Annotated in this window: 18 protein-coding genes; 5 read left to right on the top strand and 13 right to left on the bottom strand. The window is 62.5% G+C overall.

The window, feature by feature from the left end:
- Nucleotides 1-44: 44 nt before the first annotated feature.
- From COCCU_RS00540 to bioB, 6 genes are all read right to left on the bottom strand, one after another.
- Nucleotides 45-2,087, bottom strand: a complete 2,043-nt coding sequence (locus COCCU_RS00540; protein WP_156229683.1) for an acetoacetate--CoA ligase — start codon at nucleotides 2,085-2,087, stop codon at nucleotides 45-47.
- Between the two features lie 77 nt (nucleotides 2,088-2,164).
- Nucleotides 2,165-3,526 carry an MFS transporter gene (locus COCCU_RS00535; RefSeq protein WP_156229682.1) on the bottom strand — a complete coding sequence of 454 codons (1,362 nt, stop codon included), beginning with the start codon at nucleotides 3,524-3,526 and terminating at the stop codon, nucleotides 2,165-2,167.
- A gap of 230 nt (nucleotides 3,527-3,756) precedes the next feature.
- Entirely contained in the window at nucleotides 3,757-4,545 is a 789-nt protein-coding gene (locus COCCU_RS00530; RefSeq protein ID WP_156229681.1) for an IclR family transcriptional regulator, read from the bottom strand.
- A gap of 58 nt (nucleotides 4,546-4,603) precedes the next feature.
- Complete coding sequence (locus COCCU_RS00525) at nucleotides 4,604-5,494, bottom strand: amidohydrolase family protein (RefSeq protein ID WP_156229680.1); 891 nt, start codon at nucleotides 5,492-5,494, stop codon at nucleotides 4,604-4,606.
- A gap of 150 nt (nucleotides 5,495-5,644) precedes the next feature.
- Nucleotides 5,645-5,902 (bottom strand): biotin synthase auxiliary protein BsaP, encoded by a 258-nt coding sequence (gene bsaP, locus COCCU_RS00520; protein WP_156229679.1) that lies wholly within the window; start codon nucleotides 5,900-5,902, stop codon nucleotides 5,645-5,647.
- 5 nt (nucleotides 5,903-5,907) lie between these two features.
- Nucleotides 5,908-6,912 (bottom strand): biotin synthase BioB, encoded by a 1,005-nt coding sequence (bioB, locus tag COCCU_RS00515; protein WP_156229678.1) that lies wholly within the window; start codon nucleotides 6,910-6,912, stop codon nucleotides 5,908-5,910.
- A gap of 204 nt (nucleotides 6,913-7,116) precedes the next feature.
- Between bioB and COCCU_RS00510 the strand changes: the two genes are divergently transcribed.
- Nucleotides 7,117-8,445 carry a M20/M25/M40 family metallo-hydrolase gene (locus COCCU_RS00510; protein WP_156232449.1) on the top strand — a complete coding sequence of 443 codons (1,329 nt, stop codon included), beginning with the start codon at nucleotides 7,117-7,119 and terminating at the stop codon, nucleotides 8,443-8,445.
- A 10-nt stretch (nucleotides 8,446-8,455) separates the two neighbouring features.
- Here COCCU_RS00510 and COCCU_RS00505 read toward each other — a convergent pair whose 3' ends face one another.
- Both COCCU_RS00505 and COCCU_RS00500 read right to left on the bottom strand, forming a co-directional pair.
- Complete coding sequence (locus COCCU_RS00505) at nucleotides 8,456-8,953, bottom strand: mycothiol transferase (RefSeq protein WP_156229677.1); 498 nt, start codon at nucleotides 8,951-8,953, stop codon at nucleotides 8,456-8,458.
- 68 nt (nucleotides 8,954-9,021) lie between these two features.
- Nucleotides 9,022-10,032, bottom strand: a complete 1,011-nt coding sequence (locus COCCU_RS00500) for an NADP-dependent oxidoreductase (RefSeq protein ID WP_156229676.1) — start codon at nucleotides 10,030-10,032, stop codon at nucleotides 9,022-9,024.
- 322 nt (nucleotides 10,033-10,354) lie between these two features.
- On the opposite strand from COCCU_RS00500, the gene COCCU_RS00495 reads away from it, so the two are divergent.
- The 4 genes from COCCU_RS00495 to COCCU_RS00480 are packed head-to-tail and all read left to right on the top strand — an operon-like array spanning nucleotide 10,355 to nucleotide 15,262.
- Nucleotides 10,355-11,416 carry an ABC transporter substrate-binding protein gene (locus COCCU_RS00495; protein ID WP_156229675.1) on the top strand — a complete coding sequence of 354 codons (1,062 nt, stop codon included), beginning with the start codon at nucleotides 10,355-10,357 and terminating at the stop codon, nucleotides 11,414-11,416.
- Between the two features lie 3 nt (nucleotides 11,417-11,419).
- Nucleotides 11,420-13,063, top strand: coding sequence for an ABC transporter permease (locus COCCU_RS00490; protein ID WP_156229674.1), 1,644 nt, complete (start codon nucleotides 11,420-11,422; stop codon nucleotides 13,061-13,063).
- A 4-nt stretch (nucleotides 13,064-13,067) separates the two neighbouring features.
- A complete protein-coding gene (locus COCCU_RS00485) occupies nucleotides 13,068-14,120 on the top strand; it encodes an ABC transporter ATP-binding protein (RefSeq protein WP_156229673.1) in 1,053 nt (350 codons plus the stop codon).
- A 44-nt stretch (nucleotides 14,121-14,164) separates the two neighbouring features.
- Nucleotides 14,165-15,262 carry an App1 family protein gene (locus tag COCCU_RS00480; RefSeq protein WP_156229672.1) on the top strand — a complete coding sequence of 366 codons (1,098 nt, stop codon included), beginning with the start codon at nucleotides 14,165-14,167 and terminating at the stop codon, nucleotides 15,260-15,262.
- Nucleotides 15,263-15,280: 18 nt separating this feature from the next.
- On the opposite strand, the gene COCCU_RS00475 is transcribed toward COCCU_RS00480, so the two are convergent.
- The 5 genes from COCCU_RS00475 to COCCU_RS00455 all read right to left on the bottom strand — a co-directional run bounded on the left by COCCU_RS00475 (nucleotide 15,281) and on the right by COCCU_RS00455 (nucleotide 22,529).
- Nucleotides 15,281-16,393: a Wadjet anti-phage system protein JetD domain-containing protein gene (locus COCCU_RS00475; RefSeq protein ID WP_156229671.1), complete on the bottom strand. Its 1,113-nt coding sequence runs from the start codon at nucleotides 16,391-16,393 to the stop codon at nucleotides 15,281-15,283.
- Between the two features lies 1 nt (nucleotide 16,394).
- Entirely contained in the window at nucleotides 16,395-19,712 is a 3,318-nt protein-coding gene (locus COCCU_RS00470) for an ATP-binding protein (protein WP_156229670.1), read from the bottom strand.
- Nucleotides 19,709-20,350 carry a DUF4194 domain-containing protein gene (locus COCCU_RS00465; protein WP_156229669.1) on the bottom strand — a complete coding sequence of 214 codons (642 nt, stop codon included), beginning with the start codon at nucleotides 20,348-20,350 and terminating at the stop codon, nucleotides 19,709-19,711. The genes COCCU_RS00470 and COCCU_RS00465 overlap by 4 nt, the downstream gene beginning before the upstream one ends.
- Nucleotides 20,347-21,807 carry a DUF3375 domain-containing protein gene (locus tag COCCU_RS00460; RefSeq protein WP_156229668.1) on the bottom strand — a complete coding sequence of 487 codons (1,461 nt, stop codon included), beginning with the start codon at nucleotides 21,805-21,807 and terminating at the stop codon, nucleotides 20,347-20,349. Before COCCU_RS00460 ends, COCCU_RS00465 begins: the two co-directional genes overlap by 4 nt.
- Before the next feature lie 164 nt (nucleotides 21,808-21,971).
- Entirely contained in the window at nucleotides 21,972-22,529 is a 558-nt protein-coding gene (locus COCCU_RS00455; protein ID WP_156229667.1) for an NADPH-dependent FMN reductase, read from the bottom strand.
- Nucleotides 22,530-22,688 lie beyond the last annotated feature (159 nt).

Below are 22,688 nucleotides of genomic sequence, written 5' to 3'. Positions count from 1 at the left end.
TCTTCAGATCTCCTTCTCTTATATTTCAGTGGTGTGGATCAAGGTCATGCAGACTGTCGGCGGGTGTCCGCCAATTTCTGAAACCAGTCGAGAACCTCAGGGTTGAGAACTGAATCACGGGCAATCCGCTGTCCACCGGCGGTCTCGGAGAACATCCGCTTGATCGGCACCTCAAGGCGCTTCATGGTGCGGGTCACCGGGATGCCCGGGCATTCGATGATCTCATCGGGGACGTGGCGGGCACTGGCCCGGGAGCGGAGGGTGTCGCGGATGCGATCCCGGAGGGCGTCGTCAAGCACTGCTCCTGCCGCAGGTGTAATGAACAGGGGCATCCAATAACCGCCATCCGCCTGTTCCACGCCCAGCACCATGCAGTCCTCAATCTCTTCGATGTCCTGCAGGACACCGTAGATGTCGGAAGCTCCGATGCGCACCCCCTGCCGGTTCAGGGTGGCATCGGCCCGTCCATGGACCATGAACTCACCGGTGCTGGTTCGGGTGATCCAGTCACCGTGCATCCACACTCCCGGTTCGGCAGTGAAGTAGGAGGAACGGTAACGCTCCCCGTCGGTGTCCCCCCACAGGAAGAGCGGCATGGAGGGCAGCGGCCGGGTGACCGCCATTTCACCGACCTCGTCGAGCAGGGGGCGGCCGTCAGGGCCGTGGGCCTCAACCGCAACTCCGAGGAGGGGACCCTGGAGGTATCCCAGATGGACCGGTTCCATCGGGTTAGATCCCAGGAAACCACCGCAGATATCCGTTCCACCGGAGTCCGATCCCAGATGGACATCCTGCTTCACCTTCTCATGAACCCAACGCCACGTGCTGCTGGGCAGGGGCGAACCGGTGGAGAGGATGGCGCGCAGGGCTGAGAAATCACGTCCCGCAGCCGGATCAAGACCCGCCTTCTCCACCATGGAGAGATAGGCCGCTCCGGTGGCGAACATTGTCACACCCATGTCAGAGATGATCTGGAAATGGTGGTCCTTGCCGGTGACTTTCGGGGAACCCGCATAGGTGACGATGGCCGCACCCGCAAGCAGATTCTGAACGAGGGTGTTCCACACCATCCAGGAGGTGTTGGCCGCGACATAGTAAATATCGCCGGGTCCGATGTCCTGGTGCAGGGCAATGCCCTTGAGGCTGTCCAACACCATTCCGCCGTGCCCGTGGACGATGCCCTTCGGATCTCCGGTGGTACCGGAGGAAAAGAGGATCCACAACGGTGCCATGAAATCCACCCGCTCATAGGAGATGAGTGCTGGCTGGCTGACCGCTTCATCGAAAGCGATACGCACCCCGGTGGTATGCCCCTCCCCGGCCATCTCGCCTGCTTTGCGGTGCGGTTCCAGGAGTCGCACCAGCACCGTTGCCTCCAGGGAGGGAAGTGCTGCCTCCACCTCAGCGGTGTGCTCACGACGGTCGATGATCTTGTCGGCGAACTCATAGCCATCGCAGGCCACCAGAATCTTCGGTTCCAGCTGTCGGATGCGGCGGACACTGGCCTCCGCGGAGAGATCCGGGGAGTTGATGGTCCACAAAGCGCCCAGGGAGGCCGCAGCGAGCAGCCCGATGACAGCTTCCGGGACATTAGGCAGGATGGCGGCGATCCGGTCTCCTCGCTGCACCCCCAGCTCCCGGAAGGTTGCGGCCAGGGAGGCTACCCGGGCCTCCAACTCTACCCAGCTCAGGTCACTGCGCTCCCCATTTTCCTCGACCCGGATGATCGCGGGAGTATGCCGAAGCAGGGGGTCACTGGCATGGCGGAGAACATTCTCCGCGAAGTTCAGCTTTGCCCCGGGAAACCAGGTGGCGAAGGGCATAGTTGCCTCACCCAGCACCGGAGCGGTGTCGAAACCATCACCGAGGACATCAAAGAACTGTCGGATGCTGCCCCAGAACTCCTCCGGCTGCGCCACCGACCAGTCCAGCAGGCTACGGAAATCCTTCAGTTCACGTTGGTGGCGCTGCGCGGACCACTGCGCAAAACGGGCCATGCGACAGTCACGCAGCTGTTCTTCCGTCGGCTGCCAGGTGATGAGGGAACTGTTATCGGTGGTGGGGGCGGGATTGATGACGGTGGTCATGGGGTCCTCCGGTAGATCAGAAGCGAAAGAATTCAGGTGAGTTCAAGGGGGGTGGCTGGGTGAAGCTCTGTTGAGGTTTAGTCAGCCAGAGCGCTGTGACGCCTGCCCAGCAGAAGAGAACCTGCAGCGAGACCGGAGATGGCGAGCGGGATGGCGAAGAGGAAGAAGACTCGCTCAGGGGCCACGCCCGCAGCCAGGATGTAGCCGACGATGATCGGTGCGGCGACGGAAACCAGACGACCCAGGCCGATCATCCAGCCGATGCCGGTGGCACGGGCCTGGACGGAGTAGACGGTGGGGGCGACAGCGTAGAAGCCGGCGATGGCACCGGTGGTCAGCACACCCAGGAGAAAGCCGACCGCGATGGCCACAGAGACAACATTGAAGATCAGGCCGAAGAGGACGAAGGCACCGGCGGCGGCAAAGAGGGAAAGAAAGAGCAGGAGACGACCACTGAAACGGATCGCCAGAGCCGCGAAGACGAAGCAGCCGAGGACACCGCCGAGGTTCGCGCCGATTCCCATGGTGGTACCCAGCTGCTGGTCACCGGTGACATTGCTCAGAATGGTGGGGATCCAGGTGTTGGCGAAGTAGTAGGCGGCGACCAGCAGCCCGTAGCCGATCCACAGTGCGAGGGTGAGTCGCAGCGTGGGCGGGGTCAGGATCTCCTGGATGGCGCCCTTTTTCTCGACAGAGGCGGTCTCCGAGACCTGGTTCTCCGGCAGCTCCCGCAGGGGTTCCAGATTCATCTTCCCCAGAATCCGGTTGACCCGGTTCAGAGCATTCGCAGGACGTTTGGCCAGCAGATAGTCAAGGGACTCCGGGAGTCGTATCCAGCTGATGATGAGGGCGACAACCGCCAAGATGGTGCCGGCGAGGAACATGGCGTGCCAGCCGTACATGGGGATCAGGGGGCGTGCCAGGAAGCCTGCGATGGTGGCCCCGATGGGGTAGCCGGCTGCATAAATGGCGATCGCGGTGGTGCGTCGGCGGTCCGAGGAATACTCCGCGACCAGGGCATTGAGGTTGGCCATCATTCCGCCGATACCCAGACCGGTGACAATGCGCCAGAGAATCAGCGTGCTTGCTGAGGTGGCGGTCAGGGTGAGCGCCATGCCCACCACGATCAGGACCAGCATCATCAGGGTGAGGGGACGACGCCCCATGCGGTCAGCCAGCGGGGTCAGCGTGATGGATCCAATTGCCATGCCGAAGAGACTGCCGCTGAGGACATAACCGAGGATGTCCGGACTGATGCCCATCTGCTCTTGGATCTGGGGAGCGGCGAAGGCCATGATCCCCACCTCGAAGCCGTCCAGCACCACCAGCATCAGCGCGATGCTGACGGTGATGATCTGGAAGCCACTCATTCGTCCTTCACGGACGGCGGCAAGAACCTCTGCTGGTCCTCGTTGGGTTTGCTGGGTTGTAATCGTCATCGGAATCCTCCTCTTAAGGCACCTATGTGACATGTCGTCATAAAGATCTTCTGGTGTGACATGAACCATATAGAGCGACTTAAGTAGGAGTCATTACTTTTGTCTAGAATTCTTCCTGAAGGAATGTATTTCAGCCATCTACACCCTTGTGGGTGGGTTGTGGCGGCTAGCCCCGCGTCCAACAGTCATGAATCATGAACCGCTGGATCATAATCTTGTTTTTAATTCCGTTAGAAGGAATAAGAAACGTCATCTCGGCCATAAAGATTATTCTCCACTTTCTGTACGGCAGATCGCAGCGCACTGACGTAATCCTGGATCTCCCGGCGATGGAAACGCACACTCGGCACAGCCGCGGTCAACGCACCGATGGGTGCCCCATCAGGGGCGCTGATACACACCCCGACACCAGAGATCCCCGGCTCCGTCTCCTCCCGGCTTATGCCATAACCGTCCCGGCGTACCTGGGTGAGCATTCGCTTCAGCATCTGCATGGACTGCACCTTCCGGGTGGGCCAGGCCTCCAGACCCTGCTGGTACATCCGTTCCACCTCGGGATTGGTCATTCGGCCGAGAATCGCCTTTCCCCCGGAAGACACAAAGGCCGGCATCTCATCCCCGATCCGCTTGGTCACCCGCAGGATCGCCTCCGGTTCCTCCCCCTCCAGGAAGCGGATATTGCCCTCCCGGAGCACCATGAGCTGAACCGTCTCCTGCAATTTTCCCATCAGTTCGATCAAGGGACCCTGGGCAGCTTCGATCAGGTCAGAGTCCGTCACCTGCGTCGGAAGAACATCGGAAAGTGCGGCACCCAGGCGATAGCGTCTCTCAAAATCCTGGACCACGAACCCCCGGAGCATCAAGGTCGACAGCAGCCGATGGGCCGTGGAGGGGGCGGTACCCAGATAGACGGCAGCCTCCTTCACCGATATGGAGCTGTGGGAACGCAGGTGAAGGAGCAGCCGAAGCGCCCGATCCACCGACTCGATCGGCGCTGGAACCTCCGAGGTGTTGTTCACCTCAGCATCCCGCCCCAACTGGCGGGTTCCACCCCGACTTCCCCGGGGACATGAGAGATCATGCCTTCGGGGTCACACCGAGAACCTTGAGGGCGTTACCCTTGAGAATTCCCGGCCGTACCTCATCCTTGATGGGTAGCTCAGCGAAAGCCCCCAGCCACTTCTCCGGGGTGAGAAGCGGGTAGTCCGTGGCGAAGAGCAGTTTTCCGGCCAACATATTGGAGGCGAAACGCACCAGGGACTCCGGGAAGTACTTCGGGCTCCAGCCGGAAAGATCGATGTAGACATTCGGCTTGTGGATGGCGATGGAATTCGCCTCATCCTGCCAGGGCACCGAAGGGTGGGCCATGATGATCTTCAGATCAGGCAGCTCAGCAGCAATATCATCCAACAACAGGGGGTTGGAATAACGCAGCTTGAGACCCCCACCACCAGCCATACCGGCACCGATGCCGTTCTGCCCGGTATGGAAGAGAGCGGGTACACCCAGCTCGGAGATCTTGCGCCAGAGGGGGAGGTACTGCGGATCGGAAGGGTCAAATCCCTGCAGGGAAGGGTGGAACTTCATCCCCCACACACCCAGCTCCTCGACCTGACGGGTCGCCTCAATGATGGCCGCTTCACCAGTCCGGGGATCCACACTGCCGAAAGGGATCAGAACATCATTGTGCTTGGCTGCAGAAGCGACCAGGTCATCGATCGAGTTCGGCAGATGACCAAGCTGGGTGCGTGCATCAACGGTGAAGATCACCGCCGCCATGTTGAGCTCACGGTAGAGCTCGGCGATCGTGTCTGCCGAAGGCAGCCGCTCCCCACTCTTGAAGTACGCCACGGAAGCATCAATATAATCCTGGGGCAATGACGCATGCCCACACTGATCGATTTCATAGTGCACGTGCATGTCAACAGCTTCAATGGCATCGAAATCGATGGCGGATTTATAACGCATGAAAAAGGGGGCCCTTTCCGGGTCACGAGGAGATTGGCTTCACAGCTTATGCGATTGCACTGATCACTTTCCGGCTTTTCACGGATTCAGAAACGGATGCCGAAGATGCCCCGGAACCTCCCTCTCACCTCCATCCCCTCCCCACCCCGCTTATCGACGCTCCAGATACACCGAGTCCAGCTCCCCGTGCCGGGAGCATTCCGCCCGCCACCCATCGGGACGGACCTGCACCACCATCCGACGACCGCAAAGCTGGCAGTAACGCGGGGCCTCCAACCCGGTGCGGGCGGAAGGCGAGAGCTTCAACTCGGCACCTGCCGCCAGTTCCTGGCCGGTGTTGGGGTGAAAGAGGGCTGTGTCCCCGGTCAGGACAGCACTGAGCAGGGCTTCAGAATCGGTTGCCGCCATGTGTATCAGACCGCGGAGCTCAGGGCCTTGATGGGCAGCTGCATGCGGCCCATCATGTCCAGGTCATCTTCCATGGGACGGCCCAGGGTGGTCAGGTAGTTGCCCACGATGATGGCGTTCATGCCGCCGAGGAGACCCTGCTCTGCGCCATCTTCCCCAAGGGTGAGCTCTCGGCCACCGGCGAAGCGGAGGATGGCGCGGGGCAGTGCGAGACGGAAGGCGCCGATGGCGCGCAGGGCGTCGGCGGATTCCATCACCGGATAGTCCGCGAAAGGGGTGCCGGGGCGGGGGTCCAGGAAGTTCATGGGCACTTCAGCTGGTTCCACTTCGGCGAGTTGGGCGGCGAATTCTGCACGCTGTTCCAAGGTCTCCCCCATGCCGAGGATGCCACCGGAGCAGACCTCAATGCCAGCTTCGCGTACCAGTTCCAGGGTGTTGCGGCGTTCCTCCCAGGTATGGGTGCTCACCACCTCGGGAAAGAAGGAGCGGGCGGTTTCCAGGTTGTGGTTGTAGCGGTGGACACCGGCATCAGCCAGGCGTTTGACCTGCTCCGGGGTCAGTGTTCCCACCGAGACGGAAACCTCGATGTCCACTTCCGCCTTGATGGCGGAAACGGCTTCCTCGAGCTGTTTCATCAGCTTTTCATCGGGGCCCTTGACGGCGGCGACGATGCAGAATTCGGTGGCTCCGCTCTTTGCGGTCTGTTTGGCCGCCTCGATCAGCTCATTGATATCCAGCCAGACGGAGCGCACCGGGGATTCGAAGACCCCGGACTGGGAGCAGAAGTGGCAGTCTTCGGGGCAGCCACCGGTTTTGAGGGAGATGATGCCTTCAACCTCGACTTCCTCACCGCACCACTTCACCCGGACCTGGTGTGCCAGTTCCAGGAGGTTCGGTATCTGCCCATCGGGCAGGTTCAGGATCTCGAGCAGCTGGGACTCTCCCAGGCCCCGGCCCTCCTCCAGGACCTGTTGGCGGGCGAGGGCGAGAATATCGGCGGGCTGAACCACGGCGTAACTCCTTGAAAGACCATTATTGAACACTGTTTAGTGACGGGACAGCGTTCACTTTAACCCACAGAACTAAACGCCGTTCAATAATGGGGTAGGAATTGATAATTGACAGATTCAGTTTTCCGAGGGAGAGAAACCACCCGCCACCTGTCCCTCACCTACAGTGGAGCCGTTGACCTCATGAAAGGCGGAAACCCCCAGATGACCCTCTACGATGACACCCTCGAGCTGCTCCAGACCATGGTGCGCAATGCCTGCGTGAATGATCTGACCGCTGATTCCGGCGAGGAGTACCGCAATGCCATCACCCTGGAGGAGTTCTTCAAGGACACCCCGAATGTCGAGGTCCAGCGTTTCGAACCGCACCCCGGCCGAGTGTCAGTCGCCTTCACCGTCCCCGGCACCGATGACACCGCCGAACCGTTGACCCTGCTCGGCCACACCGATGTCGTCCCGGTGGACATCGACCGCTGGAGCAAGGACCCCCACGGTGGGGAGCTTATCGACGGCCGCATCTACGGCCGCGGCACGATGGACATGCTCTTCATCACGGCGACCATGGCCGCCGTCACCCGCGAGCTGGCCCACCGGGGTCGGCCCCGCGGCACCCTCACCTTCGTGGGTCTGGCTGATGAGGAGGCCCGGGGTGGGTTGGGCGCGAAGTGGATCTCCGAGCATGAGCCGGAGGCCTTCAGTTGGCGGAACTGCCTCTCCGAGACTGGTGGTTCCCACCTCCCGGTCGCTGATGGCAGCGATGCTCTGGTGGTCGTCGTCGGTGAGAAGGGTGCCGCCCAGCGTCGCCTGCACGTCACCGGGGACGCCGGCCACGGTTCCACCCCCTTCGGTCGGGAGTCCACCGTGGCGAAGATCGCCGAAGTCGCCCGCCGCATCTCCCTGATCAAGCCCCCGGTCAGCTCCGATGAGCTCTGGCAGGGCTATGTGAAGGCCTTCCGTTTCGATGCGACCACCGAGCAGGCACTGCTGGAAGGTACCGACCCGGCGGCCTATGAGAAATTCGGCCGCCTGGCCGGATATTCGGATGCGATGAGCCACCTGACCATCGCGGAAACTGTGATCCGCGCCGGCGGTGCCATTAATGTGCTGCCCTCCAAGGCGCACCTGGAACTGGATATCCGCCCCCTGCCCGGCACCACCGATGAAGATGTTGATGCCATCCTCCGCGAGAGTCTGGGGGATCTGGCCGATGAGGTCCGTATCGAAAGGTTGATCTCTGAGCCCGCCACCGTCTCGCGTACCGACGGCCCCCTCTACGAGGCCATCCTGGAGACTTTCGATGAGTTCTTCCCCGGCGTCCCGGTGGTGCCGACGATCTCAGCCGGCGGCTCTGACCTGCGCTTTGGCCGTCGTCTGGGTGGGGTGGGCTATGGTTTCGCGTTGCATGCCAGGGAACGCACCCTTTCCGATGTTTTCGCGCAGCTGCACACCCATGATGAACACCTCCACCTGGAGGACCTGGACCTGACGGTCAAGGCCTACCGGTCCCTGGTGAACGCATTCGTGGGAGCCTAGAAAACCCCGCTCAACGATTCAGGATGCCCGCCGCATAGGCGGCCTGGCCGACATGCTGCGCCGCATCATCGAGGATGGAGATCAGCCGGGCCCCGCGGGTGACGGCCGGGTCCCAATTGTGATCGATGATCTCCGCCAGGTCAGCCTCGCTGAGCCCGGCGATATAAACACCACATGCGTTGAGCGCGGCCCGGAGGTAGTCGATCAGCAGCTGCTGATCTTCCACCACGATCTCGGCGGCCTGCTCCGGGCTGTGGCCATAGCCCAGGGAGTCACCCACCTCACCCAGGTTGAAACGTTGGCGGAAATCCTCCCAGACCTCCGGTGTTCCGCTGAGGTGGGAAAGCTGCACATCCACCTCCCGCCCACTGTGCCAGAGCAGCCAGGCGATGGAGTTGGGGTGACCGCCGGGGTGTGCGTTGAGCTGCTCAGCACTTAAGTGGGGCAGCTGTTCCACCGCCTGGATGGGCCGTTGGGACAGATCCTGGAGAAGCGCGGTGATGTTCATGTCCCCATTGTGCGCCACTGCGCACAGGTCTGCGGTCAACCTGGAGCTGAGCGGCACCTCCCCCTGGACTAAACCTTGACCACCATCTTGCCGATATTTCCACCCTGCAAGAGTTCGATGAAGGCCCTCGGTGCTTCTTCGATGCCCTCCACGACGGTCTCGTCATAGGAGATCCGGCCCTGGCGGAACCACTCCCCGACCACTGTCTCAAACTCCTCGCGGTACTCCAGGTGGTCACCGACGATGAAGCCCTGCAGCTTCAGCTTCTTCATCACGATCTGCCCCAGATTGTCGGGCCCCGGTTCCGGCTTTTCATTGTTGTACTGACTGATCGCACCACAGAGCGCGACCCGGCCATGAGGTTTGAGCACATCAAGTGCCGCCTCCAGGTGATCCCCGCCGACATTGTCGAAGTACACGTCTATCCCCTCCGAGGCGGCATGGGTGAGCTGCTGGCGGATCGGCCCCTTCTTGTAGTTGATCACGGTGTCAAAGCCGTACTTCTGCTTCAACAGTTCGGTTTTTTCCTCACTGCCCGCGGATCCGATCACCCGGGAAGCCCCCATCAGTCTGGCGAACTGCCCTACCGCGGAACCCACCGCTCCGGCAGCACCGGAAACGAAGAGGACATCACCCTCCCGGAGCTCCGCGATTCCCCGCAGGCCCACATAGGCGGTCAAACCGGGCATGCCGAGTAGACCCAGGTAGAGGGATGGTGAGACACCCTCCAGGGCTGGGCGGGGACTGAATTCCGCTGCCTGGCCCTGGGCGATGTCCCGCCAGCCATGGGCACTGCTGACCAGGGTGCCCACCGGTAGTTCCGCGGCACGGGATTCAATGACGGTTCCCACCGCGCCCCCGCCCATGGTCTCGCCGAGCTCAAAAGGCGGAATGTAGCTCTTGGCCCCTGACATCCGTCCTCGCATATAGGGGTCCACTGAGATGTACTCATTTCGGACCCGTACCTCGCCTTCGAGGAGGTCAGGAAGTTCGATCTGCACGGTGCGGAAGTTCTTCAGCTCCGGCATGCCCTGGGGGCGGCTGGCCAATTCGATCTGGGTACTCAAAGAATCTGTCATGGGGAGAAATCTCCTTCTGATCGCGGTTTCCCGGGGCAGTTCTGCCAGCTTCCTGCTGGGGGAGCAGCCAACACCATCGGCCTGTTTAACCGACCGCCCGGCCACCGAACCTGAATGACCCCGGTGTGGGTGCAACGACTGAAGGGGGAGGAAAATTCCCTCACCTCCAAGCAGCGTCACTCCGCATCCGGCTCCGCACTTCCTGAAACTGAAATCCTGAGCAGATACTGAAAAATGTTCAGCTTGAGCTGCGGGATCAGCTGTTTCATGTCACCATATTATTTCCACGTATAGAACATTCTTTAATCGAGAGGCTAAAACCATGTTGTCTCCCTCCCTGCGTCTGTCCAAGCGGGCACTGCTATCCCTTGCAGCCCTCGCTACCTCCGCCGCGGTCCTGAGCGCCTGCGCTGAGCCGAGCGAATCTGAAGATGCTGCAGCCACCACTGCCACAGCGGATGGGGAGAAGACCATCCTGACCGTCTACACCTCCGAGCCGGAGGCCAAGGTCGATGAAATCAATGCCGCTTTCATGGCCGCCCACCCCGAGATCGAGGTCGAGGTGTACCGGGCCGGTACCGGTGATCTGAACGCCCGTATCGCCGCCGAGAAGGAATCCGGTGATATTGAGGCGGATGTGCTCTGGGCTGCGGATTCCCCCACCTTTGAAACCTATGCCGCCGAGGGTGACCTGGCCCAGCTGCAGGACATCGACACCGCAGACCTGATCGAGGAGGCCGTGGATGAGGATGGTTACTACGTCGGCACGCGCATCATCCCGACCGTGATCGCCTATAACTCCGAGCTGGTGAAGGAGTCTGAGCTGCCGCAGTCCTGGGCCGATCTGACTGACCCGAAATATGCCGGTCAGCTGGTCATGCCGGATCCGGCGGTCTCCGGTGCCGCTGCCTTCAACGCCTCGGTGTGGAAGAACGATGAGAACCTTGGCGAGGAGTGGATCAACGCCCTGGGTGAGAATGCGCCGATGATCGCCGCCTCCAATGGCCCGACCTCCCAGGAGATCGCCGGTGGCGGCCACCCGATCGGCATTGTCGTGGACTACCTCGTTCGCGATCTGGCTGCCGAGGGTTCCCCGATCGACCTGCTGTACCCCAGCGATGGTGTCCCCTTCATCACTGAGCCAGCCGGTGTCTTCGAGGCCTCCGAGAATAAGGAGGCAGCTGAGCTCTACATCAACTTCCTGCTCTCCGAGGAGGCACAGCAGATCGCCGTGGAGCAGAACTACCTGCCGGTACGTGAGGATGTGGGCACCCCCGCGGGTGCACCGGCACTCGCTGACATTGCCCTGATGACCCCGGACCTGCAGGTTGTCACCGATGACAAGGATGCCGCTGTAGAGCTCTTCCAGAACGCAATGAATTAACACATGCGGTTAATTTCCTCTTTGGCCACACTCCGGATCGGGGTGTGGCTCATCGTCATTGGACTGTTCCTCACCCCACTCTCCCTGGTGATCTCCCTCGCTCTGGGTGCCAACCAGATTCCGGTGTTGCTTGAGGAGGACCTGGGGACCACGGTGTGGAACTCGGTGTACACCACTTTCCTCTCCGCGGTGGGGGCGGTGGTGATCGGGACACTCATCGCTCTGCTGTTGGACCGCACCGATGCCCGTGGCACAGGTGTACTAAGACTCTTCCTGCTCTCCCCCCTGTTGATCCCGCCCTTCGTCGGGGCGATCGCCTGGCTGCAGCTCTTCGGACCCAACCAGGGGCTGAACCGCTTCTTCGGCACCGAGATCTGGAATGTCTACGGCGCAGACGGGGTCACGGCGCTGATGACCCTGCACTCCTACCCCATCGTCTACGTGATCGTGGCTGCGGCGCTGCGCTCCATCCCGGCAGACCTGGAGCAGGCTGCCCGGGTCGCCGGTGCCGACACTCTCACGGTGTTGCGCACCGTCACCCTGCCGCTGCTGCGCCCGGCACTGTTGAGCTCCTTCACCCTGACCGCGGTGGCCAACCTCGCAGACTTCGGTATCCCGGCCCTGCTGGGCTCCCCCGCGCGCTTCGAGACACTGGCGACGATGATCTACCGCTTCATGAATTCCGGCACCATCCCGAATCCACTGCAGGTGACCTCCACGGTGGGTGTCCTGCTGCTGCTGCTGGGTGTTGCTGCGGTAGTCGCGGACCATGCGGTCTCGCTCTATGCGGGCTCGAAGCTGCAGCACACCGGCAACGCCCTGCGTTTCCGTCTGGGTCTGGCACGGGGTCCGATCACCGCCTTGGCCTGGGTGTTGGGGCTGGGGATCACCCTCCTGCCGATTCTGGGTCTGGCTTACCGTGCGTTGCTCCCCGCCCCGGGTGTTCCCTTCACCTTGGAAAACATCAGTCTGGGTAATTTCGAAAAGGTGTTGAGCAATCCGCGCACCATCGACGGGTTGAGCAACTCGCTTTTCCTGGCGCTCATGGCCGCACTGATCTGTGGCGTGTTGGGCTGGCTGGTGGGTTTGCTGGTCACCCGGACCACTTCACGCTGGAACACACCGATGACTCTGGTGGTGTTGCTCCCCACTGCATTGCCGGGGCTGATCATCGGTGTGGGGTGGTTGATTCTGGGTCGCTACACCGGTACCTACAACACCATCTGGGTGATTCTGGGTGCCTACGTCTGCGCTTTCACTGCCTTGGTGCTCCAGGCGGTGCGGGCTCCGCTGCGACAGACTCCTCTGGCGGTGGAGGAGGCGGCCCGGATCAGTGGCGCCGGGAAGGTTCGTTCCCTGCTGGACACCACCGGTGCAATGGCGGTTCCCGCCGCAATCTCCGGGGCAGTGCTGGTGGCAGTCACCGCCGTGCGGGAGCTGACGGTTTCAGTGCTGTTGATAGCACCCGGCACCACCACCCTGGGGGTCCAGGTGTTCAACCTGCAGCAGGCCGGCGACTATAACCAGGCATCGGCATTGTCCCTGCTCTTTGCAGCTGTCGGTATTATCGCTCTCGCGTTGACGGTGCGTGGGGTGTCTGGCACCGCGACGCCGACGCGCCCCCGAAACATTGCCGAAAGGATGTAAATTTATGGCGGCAATTGATATTCAAGATCTCACGGTTGTCTTCCCGGATGGCACCACCGGCCTTTCCCGGGTCAACCTGGAGGTGGCGGAGGAGGAGTTCCTGGCGTTGATCGGCCCCTCGGGTTCCGGTAAAACCACACTGTTGCGCACCATCGCCGGTTTCCTGCAGCCCAGTTCGGGTTCTCTGCATATCCAGGGTCGTGATGTCACCAGGGTGCCCCCGGAGAAGCGACGGATGGGCATGGTCTTCCAACAGCATGCGGTGTGGCCGCACATGTCCGTCGCCGCGAATGTGGCCTACCCGCTCAAGCAGGCTAAGGTCGCTCGTCCGGAGCGGGAGCGCAGGGTGCGGGAGGCGCTGGAACTGGTGGGGCTCGGCGGTTATGGTTCCCGCAAACCAGCCAGCCTCTCCGGTGGTCAACAGCAGCGTGTCGCCCTGGCCCGGGCCATCATCGCTGACCCCAGGGTGCTGCTGCTGGATGAAGCTCTTTCCGCCCTGGATGAGCCCCTGCGGGACAGTCTGCGCCGTGAGCTGGTTTCACTCACCCGACGGCAAGGGTTGACCACGGTGCATGTCACCCATGACCGTGCGGAGGCATTGTCCATCGCGGATCGCGTGGTGGTGTTGATGGCTGGCGAAGTGCAGCAGATCGCGGAACCGGCAGAACTGACCCGACGTCCCGCAACTGCCCAGGTTGCCGCCTTCATCGCCGATGCCGCAGTGCTGGAGGGCTCGCTTGACGATGCCCGTGTCACCTGCCCGGCACTCGGTTTGAGCTGGTCCCAGGCAGAAGTGGAGCTGATCGGCGATATGGGAACCACCACGGGAGTAGTACAGCTGGCGGTGCTTCCCGCGGCCGTCGAGACGCTCCCACCGGGTACCCCGGGTGCAGTGCCGGCCCGGGTTGCCTCAGTGCTGTTCGCCGGTGAGTACTTCAGTCTCACCGTGGAGACCGAATCGGGGCACCGTTTCCGGGCTGCGGTCCGTGGCCCCCGCCCAAGGGTGGATGAGGCGGTGTCCATCCGGATCACCCGACCCCTGGTCTACCCGGCATAGCTTTCGTGGCGCGGCGGGATGGTTGAGTCGCTAGTGTCGGTGGCATGGCGATCTCAGATATTGTGCGCAAGATCGAAGGCAGAATTAATCGGGCGGGAACCAGGCGTAAGGCACAGGCCGGCTGGGTTCCCGCGATCACCGGTTTCTCCGGATACGGCTCCCAACGCCGGGTCAGGGTGCTGGGCAGGGTGCTCATGGCCGACCCGGAAGCAGACACTGCTTCCCTGGCCGGTCACCTGCCGAAGTCCACCCACCGTTCCCAGATCGGGCAGTTCCAGGAATTAAGCCAGGAGGCGCAACGTGGCTGGCGGCAGTTCTTCACCACCCAGGTGGGTGATCTACCGGTCAGTGTCCAGGTGGCGGACCGTCAGGTGGAGTCCAAGACCGATGACAACGGTTATATCGATGTCCTGGTCGAGGACCATGGTCTGAAACCTGGTTGGCATGAGGTGAGCATCAGTGCCGAAGGAGCTGAAACCGTCAGCGCCAGGGTGCTGATCGTGGATTCCTCAGCGAAGATCGGGCTGGTCTCGGATATCGATGACACCGTCATGGTGACCTGGTTGCCCCGTGCCCTGCTCGCCGCATGGAACTCCTGGGTGCGGCACACCAGCAGCCGCAAACCCGTCCCCGGCATGGCCGAGTTCTATGCCGAGGTGCTCAGGGAACACCCCCAGGCCCCGGTCTTCTACCTCTCCACCGGAGCGTGGAACACCTTCGAAACCCTCGAACTCTTCCTGGCCAAGCACCGCCTTCCCAGCGGTCCCCTGTTGCTGACTGACTGGGGTCCGACACCTACCGGCATGTTCCGTTCCGGGCAGGAGCACAAGAAGGTGCAGCTGCGGAACCTGATCATCGAATACCCCGATATCCAGTGGATCCTGGTTGGTGATGATGGGCAGCATGATCCCCTGATTTACGGTGAGGCCCTCGCAGAGCACCCGGACCGCATCGCGGGTGTGGCGATCCGCCAGCTCTCCCCCGGCGAACATGTGCTCTCCCACGGCACCACCACCGCCATCAGCGAATCCGGCATCAACCACGGCCCGGATGTGCCCACCATTTTCGGCAGGGACGGGCATGAGCTGCTGCGTCGCTATCAGGCGGAACCCTTCCCGAAGGTGCTTAAGCAGGACCGATAAGCGCCCATAGTTTTCCCGTCATCCCCTGCCCAGCGCAGTCTCAAAGGCCTCCACCACCACATCGAAACGGATCCGCTCCTGCTCGATGCGGAGGTGCCCACCCATGATCAGGGCATCCAGACCAGCATTTTCGGCATCAAGAAGCCGCTCATAGATCCGGGGCTGGAAACTGCGGTCCTCCACCCCGAGATGTTTCCAACGCTGCACCGTTGCCTCGTCCATCAGGACCGAGAGAGTCTCAGGCACCAGAGCGCGCACGGCATCCAGGATCGCATAACCGTCGGCATCAAGGTCACCCCAGTAGAACAGGGGTGTCTCCCGGAAGAAAGGTGCCTGCACGGTGTCGACGGCCCGGTAGCCGGCACCCCAGGCAAGAACCACCCCGGGCCAGGTGGGCAGCGCCAGGAAGGATTCGAGGTTCTCCACCATGATCACCGCCTCAGGTGCACTCAGGTGAGCCAGGTCCGCCAGGGGAATCTCCATGTCCCCCAGCCCGGCAGGCGCATCCGAATCATGGAAGCGCAGGCGAACCCTCCTGGGGGGCGCCGCCAGCCCAAGGTCGGCCCTGCCCTCCCAGCCGTGCCGACCAGCCAGCAGACTTTCCACCAGTGGTCGGTGGTTCTCCAGCCACTTGCCGTGCACGCCTTCCACGGCCACGGCGCGGGGCAGCACCCCGGAGGAAGGATGATTTTCGAACCATTCCACCACTTCCCCAGCCAATCGCAGATCTGCCAGGGATTCATTCCGCCACAGCGGCAGGGCCACAATCACCGGGGCCAGGGAGCCGACCACCGAAACCAGCAGCTCCCGCCGCTCCACCAGGGACGCCCATTCGGCTTCATAACCGGTGAAATCCACGAGCTGAGAGATGGTGTCCAGCTGCACCCTCACCGGCACCTCCTGACGGCCGAAACCGACGGAAGACCAGTTGCGCAGCGCCGTCTCCACATAGGGGTGACCCTGCCACTGCCGGATGAACTCCCTGGTGGCGGGAGTGTCCCCGGCGGCCTGGGCCGCGGTCGGGGGACGCAGCGGGAAGCCGAAGCCGGCGAACTCCCCGGCGAGGAGTTCCCGTTCATGGGAGTCCAGGAAACGCCGGGCGCGGGCGCGGGCGTCGATAAGCGAGAGCATCTCAGACCCGGTCTATCCGGGAGAGCCCGCTGAGTCCACGGATCTCACCATTCGCATCGGGTTTCTCCTGGTAGTCGACGAGGAGGGTGGCGCCGACATAGGGGCTCAGCGTCCGGATCAGCTTCAGGGGCGTGGCCAGCACCATGTGGAAACCAAAACTGGTGAACACGTCCATCGTCTGGCGGGTGAAGGTCGGATCGGCACGGTCGAAGGCCTCATCGAGGATGACGCTGGCATAGGTGGGGTACTGCGCACCCGGCTCGGCGAGCTGATAGCGCAGGGCCGCGGCGAGGCAGAAAAACACCAGTTTCTGGGCCTGACCACCGGAAAGCGAGGAGGAATCAACATAGGTGTTCACCGTCTGCCCCTGGGCATCACGTTCCAGGCCGATGAAACTGACATGGCGGCGGGTGTCCAGCACCAGGTTCTTCCAGCGGATATCAGCGGAATCCTGGGAACCCAACCGACCGATGATGCGGGCGATGACCCCATAGCGGGCGAAGGCCTGCTTCTCATCATCCATACCCAGACCCCCGCTGATGGCCTCATCAAGATCCCGCTGGAACTCCACCACCACCTCACCCCGACGATCCCGGACCTCGATGTGCAGGTAGCGCTCCCGGTTGAACTCGGAACGGGCGAGGGATTCATTGATCGGCTCAATGCGCTCCTCGATCTCCCGGCGCGCATTACGCAGCGTGTTGGCGATGGCCACCAGGTTTCGGGTGGACATTTCGTTGATGAGGCGGAGGAAGCGTTCGGTGAATTCTCCCAGCCGCTCCCCGCGTAGGGCACCGAGGCGGTTGAGTGCTTCCCCGATGTAGTCCGGATGGGGCATCAGGTCTGCTTGTTCGGACCGCCAGGTTTCCAGGTACTGGGTGAGTGTGCGGGTGATCTGGTTGTTGAGGGTGTTGATGCTGGTTTCATTGCGCCGGATGGTTTCATCCAGTTCATCGCGGAGCGCTGCGGTGCGTTCATCAACATTGCCGCGGTGGATCCGCCGGGTGGCCTCTGCGAGGCGTTTCTCCAGCTCTGCGTTGATGTCCGCCGATACCTTGGGCATCGGTTGTTTCTGCAGCCTCTCATACTCAGCCAGGGCGTGGTGATGCTCGTTCTCCGCCACGGCCTTCGCACCGTTGAGCTGTGACCATTCCGCTTCGACGCTGATCCGGTGGGTTTTGGCGGCTGCCAGGGCGCGGCTCAGTTCCTCTGCTTCCGGGGTGCGGCTCAGTTCCGCGATGGCACGGTCCAGCTCGGTCACGGCCGCCTGTGCGGAGTCGGTGTCCACGGCGGCCCAGGTGGTGTCCAGGATCAGCTGGGCTGCCCGGAACTCCCGGTCCAGTTCATCCCGGCGGGCACCGGCCTGCCGTTGTCGGTTCCGGGCGGCCTCAATCCTGATCCCGGCCTGGTGGACCTGTTCCCGCAGCAGTTCAATTTTTTCGTGGTTGGTGGAACCCAGCCGGTAGGTGGAACGGTCCCCCAGGGTGCGGGCATCATTCTTCTCCAGCCGCACCGTGGGGTCGCCCTTGGCCTGGGCATGCTGGATGAGTCCCTGGAGGGTGATGCCCCGGTCCCGGGGAGTGAGTTGATCCAGTTCTGCCGGGATGCTCACGCAGCGGAAATTGTGTTTGCTGGCCAGTTCGAAGTTCAGCCAGCTCTGGAATGGGGAGTCGATCACCTGCACCTTCCGGGGCAGGGCGTTGGCCGCCATGCGGGGTGAGGTGTACTCCTGGTCCAGGGGCACCGCATTGACCCGCAGTCTGGCCCCGAGGTGGTGCGCGTTGATCCACTCACGCACCCTGGGAAGCAGGCTGCCGGGCACCAGGAGGGTCGCCGCCAGGCTGCCGAGCTGGCGTTGGATCACCGCTTCCCATTCCGGATCAGTGACATCCATCAGTTCGCCGGCGAAGGGCAGGTCCCGGGTGTTCAGGGCCAGATCCCGGCAGAGTTTTTCCCGGATCTCCAGGAGGCGGGAATCAATATTGGAGGTGCCCCGGCTCAGCGCGGAGAGTTCCCGGTCGAGGTCCCGGGAGATGTCCTCGGCGCGGGTGCGTGCCACCACCGCGTTCTGGCTCTCCTCATTGAGTTCTTCCTTGGCTTCGGGATATTCCTCCACCATGACCCGGGCATCACCACTGATTCGCTGGAAGGCTTCCGCGTCCTGCGGTTCCTCCCCGTTGATTCCGGTGACCGCCTCCACCAGCTGGGTACGGCGGGCGGTTGCGCGCTCCAGCTCCCCCACCGCCGCCGCTTTGCGCAGTTCCAGTTCCCGGTGCCGGGAGCCCAGGGTGGCATCGACCGCGTCCTGGGCCATCCGCTCCCTGGTGGCTGCCCGCTCCCGGGCCTGGGAAGCTGAGGCCAGTTGGGAGGTGGCTTCGTCGATGGTGACGGCACAGCGGCGCACCGCCTCCTGCGCCACCTTGAGTTTGATGCGCAGGCTCACCGCCGGCAGGGCGCGCCGCAGTTCTTCGGCATGATCGCGTTCCTTCACCGCCCGGGTTTTCTTCTGGTCCAGGGCAGTCAGGGGTTCCAGGGCCGTGATCTGCGCCCTGATATCCTCCACCTTTTCATAGGCGCCCTCCAGGTCCCGGAAGCTGTTGATCGCGGTGTCGGCGTAGTCGAAGGTCTGCGGCTCGGGGAGCATATAGTCCCGGAAGAGATCATCCAGGCTCTGCAGGTCCTTGGCGGATTGGGCGCGGTGCAGCAGGAACTGGGCCTCCTGGTGCGCAATCCCGAGGCGGGCCCGGAAACGGTCCGCGAACACCGCATGATTCTCGCTGAAGGTGGCCTGCTGGAAGGTGGCTTTGATGCGGCGTTTGTCGATGCCCGAACCGAGGAAGGGCACCAGGTCGAGCACCTTGAAATCCTCGGGGAAGATTCCGTAGAGACGATTGACCTCGCCGGGGTTATTGTGTCCTGATTTCAGGTAGAACACCGCCAGCAGGGTGTGGGTCTGATCCAGCCCGTCATCATAGGTCAGCCCCACCACCGAATAGGTGGCCTTGGGTCGCAGGTAGGTGGCCACCACCTTTCCGGTGGCGTGATCCTCCCGGGAGCGCCAGGCCCCACGGATATAGCTGACCAGGTTGCGACCCCTGCCCCGCTGGGTGTTCAACTGTGCGGCCGTGTTGAAACGCAGCCGGTCACCGGGCAGCAGGACGGCGGTCACGGCGTCGATAAGCGTGGATTTACCGGAACCGGAGCCACCGGTGATTAGGAAGCCTTCCCGGGAGACGGGGATGTCCACCGCCCCGTCGAAGGTGCCCCAGTTGATCAACTGGATGCGGCTGAGCCGGAACTGTCCCGGATGAATGCTCACTGCTCCTCCTCGGTATCTTCCGCGCCTTCATCGCTGTCGAGGTAGCGCTCATATTCGGCGCGGACACCCTCCACGGTGGCGGCGTCGAAGATCTGGCGGAGTGCCGGTGAGACCTCGAAGCGGCCATCCGTTTCGGTGGGAGAGAGCAGGGAGTATTCGGCCATGCGTCGGAAGGCGGCATCGAAACGCTTCGCCAGTTTCGTCTCATCCCGTTCCTTGTCCACCCGGTAGAGCAGCACCTGCTCCCGCAGTTCCGCCCGGTCGACGATCACCCGTTCACCGGGTGCCGCCAGGGCCAGTTCCTGGCGCAGATGAAGGATGATCAGGGTGTCGGTGTGGCTGAGGGACTCGGTGCGCAGCACCTTCGGCATTGCTTCTCGACGCCCTCCCCCGACCTCTGCGTCCTGCCCACCGTTGGCGGCGCGGGAGAAGGCGATACCGGAATCCTCATCGAGCACCAGATCCAGGAAGACATTGTTCAACGCGGCCCGCAGGGCTGGTTCATCACTGATGATCGCCCGCCACACCTGAGGATGTGCCGCCGCGGTGACCATCGGCCCCTTGAGTAACTGCACCAGGGCACGACGGGAATGAAAAGAAAGGGTGCCGGTATCGGACTCCCATAATGGCTGGCTCATTCCTTCTCCTGTCCGCGGGTGAACAGCCACCCGCTGATCCTCGCCCCGATGAGCTCACCTTCATCTTCCCACTGCACCGTCTGGGGCCGGCCGGTGGGTACACCCCGACCCATGGCCAGGTACAGCAGGCCAACCACGCTGGCCAATCCCTGGGAGGCTGGGCTCAGTTTCAGCACCTCGGTGATGGTGGCCTGGGGTTGCTTGGCCAAGGCATGGCTGATGGCTTCCTCCAGCTCCTCGAAGTCGATCTCACTGGCCCGGACCTGTTCCAGGAGAACCTCGGTGTCCAACTCTGAATCCTCGATCTGTGCCGGAGGCTCCTCCACCAGTTCCTCACCGGGGTTCTTCAGTTTGAGGGCCGCCACGGAGCGAATCTGCATGCCGATGCGCACTAAGGGGGTCTCCATCTGATTCAGTGCGCCCACCTCACCGGCCTGAGCGGCCTGGGCCGCGGCATGCCGGGTGGTGCGCAGCAACTGGACCATCCGGCGGTTCTCGGCGAACTCATCGGTGGTGACATAGTGCCGGAGGCTGCGGGCCAGGCCGGTCATCTCCTGGTTAACCTCATAGCTGGCATCCTCCATGTCCCGGAACACCCTGGCCAGGCTGGTGCGCAACTGCTCGGGGATGGCCTTTGCCTCCTCCCTGCCCAGAACCTCGGTGATCCAGCGGTCCAGGAGGGCGGAACGTTCCCGATCCAGCAGGACATCATAGAAACTGTTGAAACTGCGGCCGGCATCCGAATCCCCGATCAGATCCACACCCCGGAAAATCTGCTCCAGAACATCACCCCGGGAGTCCTCCGGATCCAGCAGCTGACGACGCAACTGCCGGTTGAGGTTGGAGAGCTCATGCCTCACCCTGGCGAAATCCGCGGGGATGGACGCCGCCTGATCCAGGATGTCAGCTGTTCGCTCCGCAATCTGTGCGGAGCTCAACACCTCATACTCACCCCGGTGGGTGGCCTCGATCAGCCGATCCAGTTCATCGCGCTGACGTTCCAGAGCCGCCAGACGCTGCCGCGCATCCGGGTCCGACTCCCGCGCCAGGGTCTGCAGGGCCTGCGCCAGGGACTCGATCCTTGAAGCCGTCACCGAACGGTGTGGATTATCCCAACGCTGCACCGCATCCAGCACAGCGAGGACATCCTCGCTGGGTTCCAGGGTTTCACCGGTCCGGGTGGTGCCGGGGCGACGCACCAGCCACTCACTGCGCACCCAGTCATTCACATAGTCCTGGGGACCCCTGGGCAGGGTGAAACCCTGGGAGCGGAGGTGGCGTAGATCCTCATCCAGAAGCCGGTAGATTTCCTGGGCGGGCCGGGCGGTGGCCCCCTGCGGAAAGTACTGTGCCACAAGGCCCAGCACCACCGGAAAATTATCGCTGCGCAGCAGCGTCATCATCGGTGATTCTCCCTTGAAGCGGAGAAAACCCAGCGCATGGGAGAGCAGACTCATGAAGATGATTTTCGCAGATTCTCTGGGCCGGGCCAATGCTGGCCGAAGAACACCCCTGGCCGGGGATGCCTGCCGGAGAGTCCTGGGGCCATCACTCGGCGTTGAGGGGGTGTTGAAGGGCTACTGGGTTTTAAGCACGGCGGGGTTTTAGACGCTGTGGGGTTTTAGGCGCGCAGGGTCTTCAGCGCATCGGCCCAGGCAACAACCTGATCGAAGACGAGTTGCAGGGCATCAGTGGCACCAGCGGTGGGCTGGAAATCGTCCATCCCCTTGAAGTCCGTCTGGAAGGGCAGGAAGACCTGTGCCCGGACATCAGCCATCTGCAGTTCAGCAGCGATGAGCCGCCAGGCTTCCACGGCACGGGTGCCGCCGGCACTGCCATAACTGATGAAACCGATGGCCTTGTTGTTCCACTCGGCGTAGAGGAAGTCAACGGCATTCTTCAGGGCAGCAGGAACGGAGTGGTTGTACTCCGGGGTGACAAAGATGAAGCCGTCGAAAGAGGCGATCTTCTCGGCCCAGACCTCGGTGTGTTCCTTGGTGTACTGCCCCATGGCCGGAGGCAGGCCCTCATCCAGGAGGGGGAGGTTGAAGTCGGCGATGTCGACGAGTTCATATTCAGCGTCATTGCGGCCCTGGGTGTTCTCCAGGACCCAGTTGGCGACGGTCGGGGCAATCCGGTTCGGGCGGGTACTTCCAATGATGATGGCGATGCGGGTCATAGCTGCTCCTCAGGCAATCTACTGGGTGAGACGGCTCCCTGGGGCGTTCTCTCAGTCAGAACCGTCCTTGGCCCCACTCTAATAATTTCATGACAAAAATGCCTGGATCGCTGAAAACTTCCCGGGATATCCTCCGCGGCCAGCAGAACAATTTTCACT

It is taken from the genome of Corynebacterium occultum, from assembly GCF_009734425.1.
GTDB classification, from domain to species: domain Bacteria; phylum Actinomycetota; class Actinomycetes; order Mycobacteriales; family Mycobacteriaceae; genus Corynebacterium; species Corynebacterium occultum.
The sequence above is the reverse complement of the archived record's forward strand: the minus strand, read 5'-3'. Positions and strand labels throughout refer to the sequence as shown.

Coding starts and splice junctions, on each gene's coding strand:
- COCCU_RS00465 (WP_156229669.1), bottom strand. CDS start 20,350: ATGAGCCAGCCATTATGGGAGTCCGATACCGGCACCCTTTCTTTTCAT.
- COCCU_RS00475 (WP_156229671.1), bottom strand. CDS start 16,393: ATGCTCTCGCTTATCGACGCCCGCGCCCGCGCCCGGCGTTTCCTGGAC.
- COCCU_RS00500 (WP_156229676.1), bottom strand. CDS start 10,032: ATGACAGATTCTTTGAGTACCCAGATCGAATTGGCCAGCCGCCCCCAG.
- COCCU_RS00455 (WP_156229667.1), bottom strand. CDS start 22,529: ATGACCCGCATCGCCATCATCATTGGAAGTACCCGCCCGAACCGGATT.
- COCCU_RS00490 (WP_156229674.1), top strand. CDS start 11,420: ATGCGGTTAATTTCCTCTTTGGCCACACTCCGGATCGGGGTGTGGCTC.
- COCCU_RS00540 (WP_156229683.1), bottom strand. CDS start 2,087: ATGACCACCGTCATCAATCCCGCCCCCACCACCGATAACAGTTCCCTC.
- COCCU_RS00525 (WP_156229680.1), bottom strand. CDS start 5,494: ATGCGTTATAAATCCGCCATCGATTTCGATGCCATTGAAGCTGTTGAC.
- COCCU_RS00480 (WP_156229672.1), top strand. CDS start 14,165: ATGGCGATCTCAGATATTGTGCGCAAGATCGAAGGCAGAATTAATCGG.
- bsaP (WP_156229679.1), bottom strand. CDS start 5,902: ATGGCGGCAACCGATTCTGAAGCCCTGCTCAGTGCTGTCCTGACCGGG.
- COCCU_RS00505 (WP_156229677.1), bottom strand. CDS start 8,953: ATGAACATCACCGCGCTTCTCCAGGATCTGTCCCAACGGCCCATCCAG.
- COCCU_RS00485 (WP_156229673.1), top strand. CDS start 13,068: ATGGCGGCAATTGATATTCAAGATCTCACGGTTGTCTTCCCGGATGGC.
- COCCU_RS00535 (WP_156229682.1), bottom strand. CDS start 3,526: ATGACGATTACAACCCAGCAAACCCAACGAGGACCAGCAGAGGTTCTT.
- COCCU_RS00510 (WP_156232449.1), top strand. CDS start 7,117: ATGACCCTCTACGATGACACCCTCGAGCTGCTCCAGACCATGGTGCGC.
- COCCU_RS00460 (WP_156229668.1), bottom strand. CDS start 21,807: ATGAGTCTGCTCTCCCATGCGCTGGGTTTTCTCCGCTTCAAGGGAGAA.
- COCCU_RS00495 (WP_156229675.1), top strand. CDS start 10,355: ATGTTGTCTCCCTCCCTGCGTCTGTCCAAGCGGGCACTGCTATCCCTT.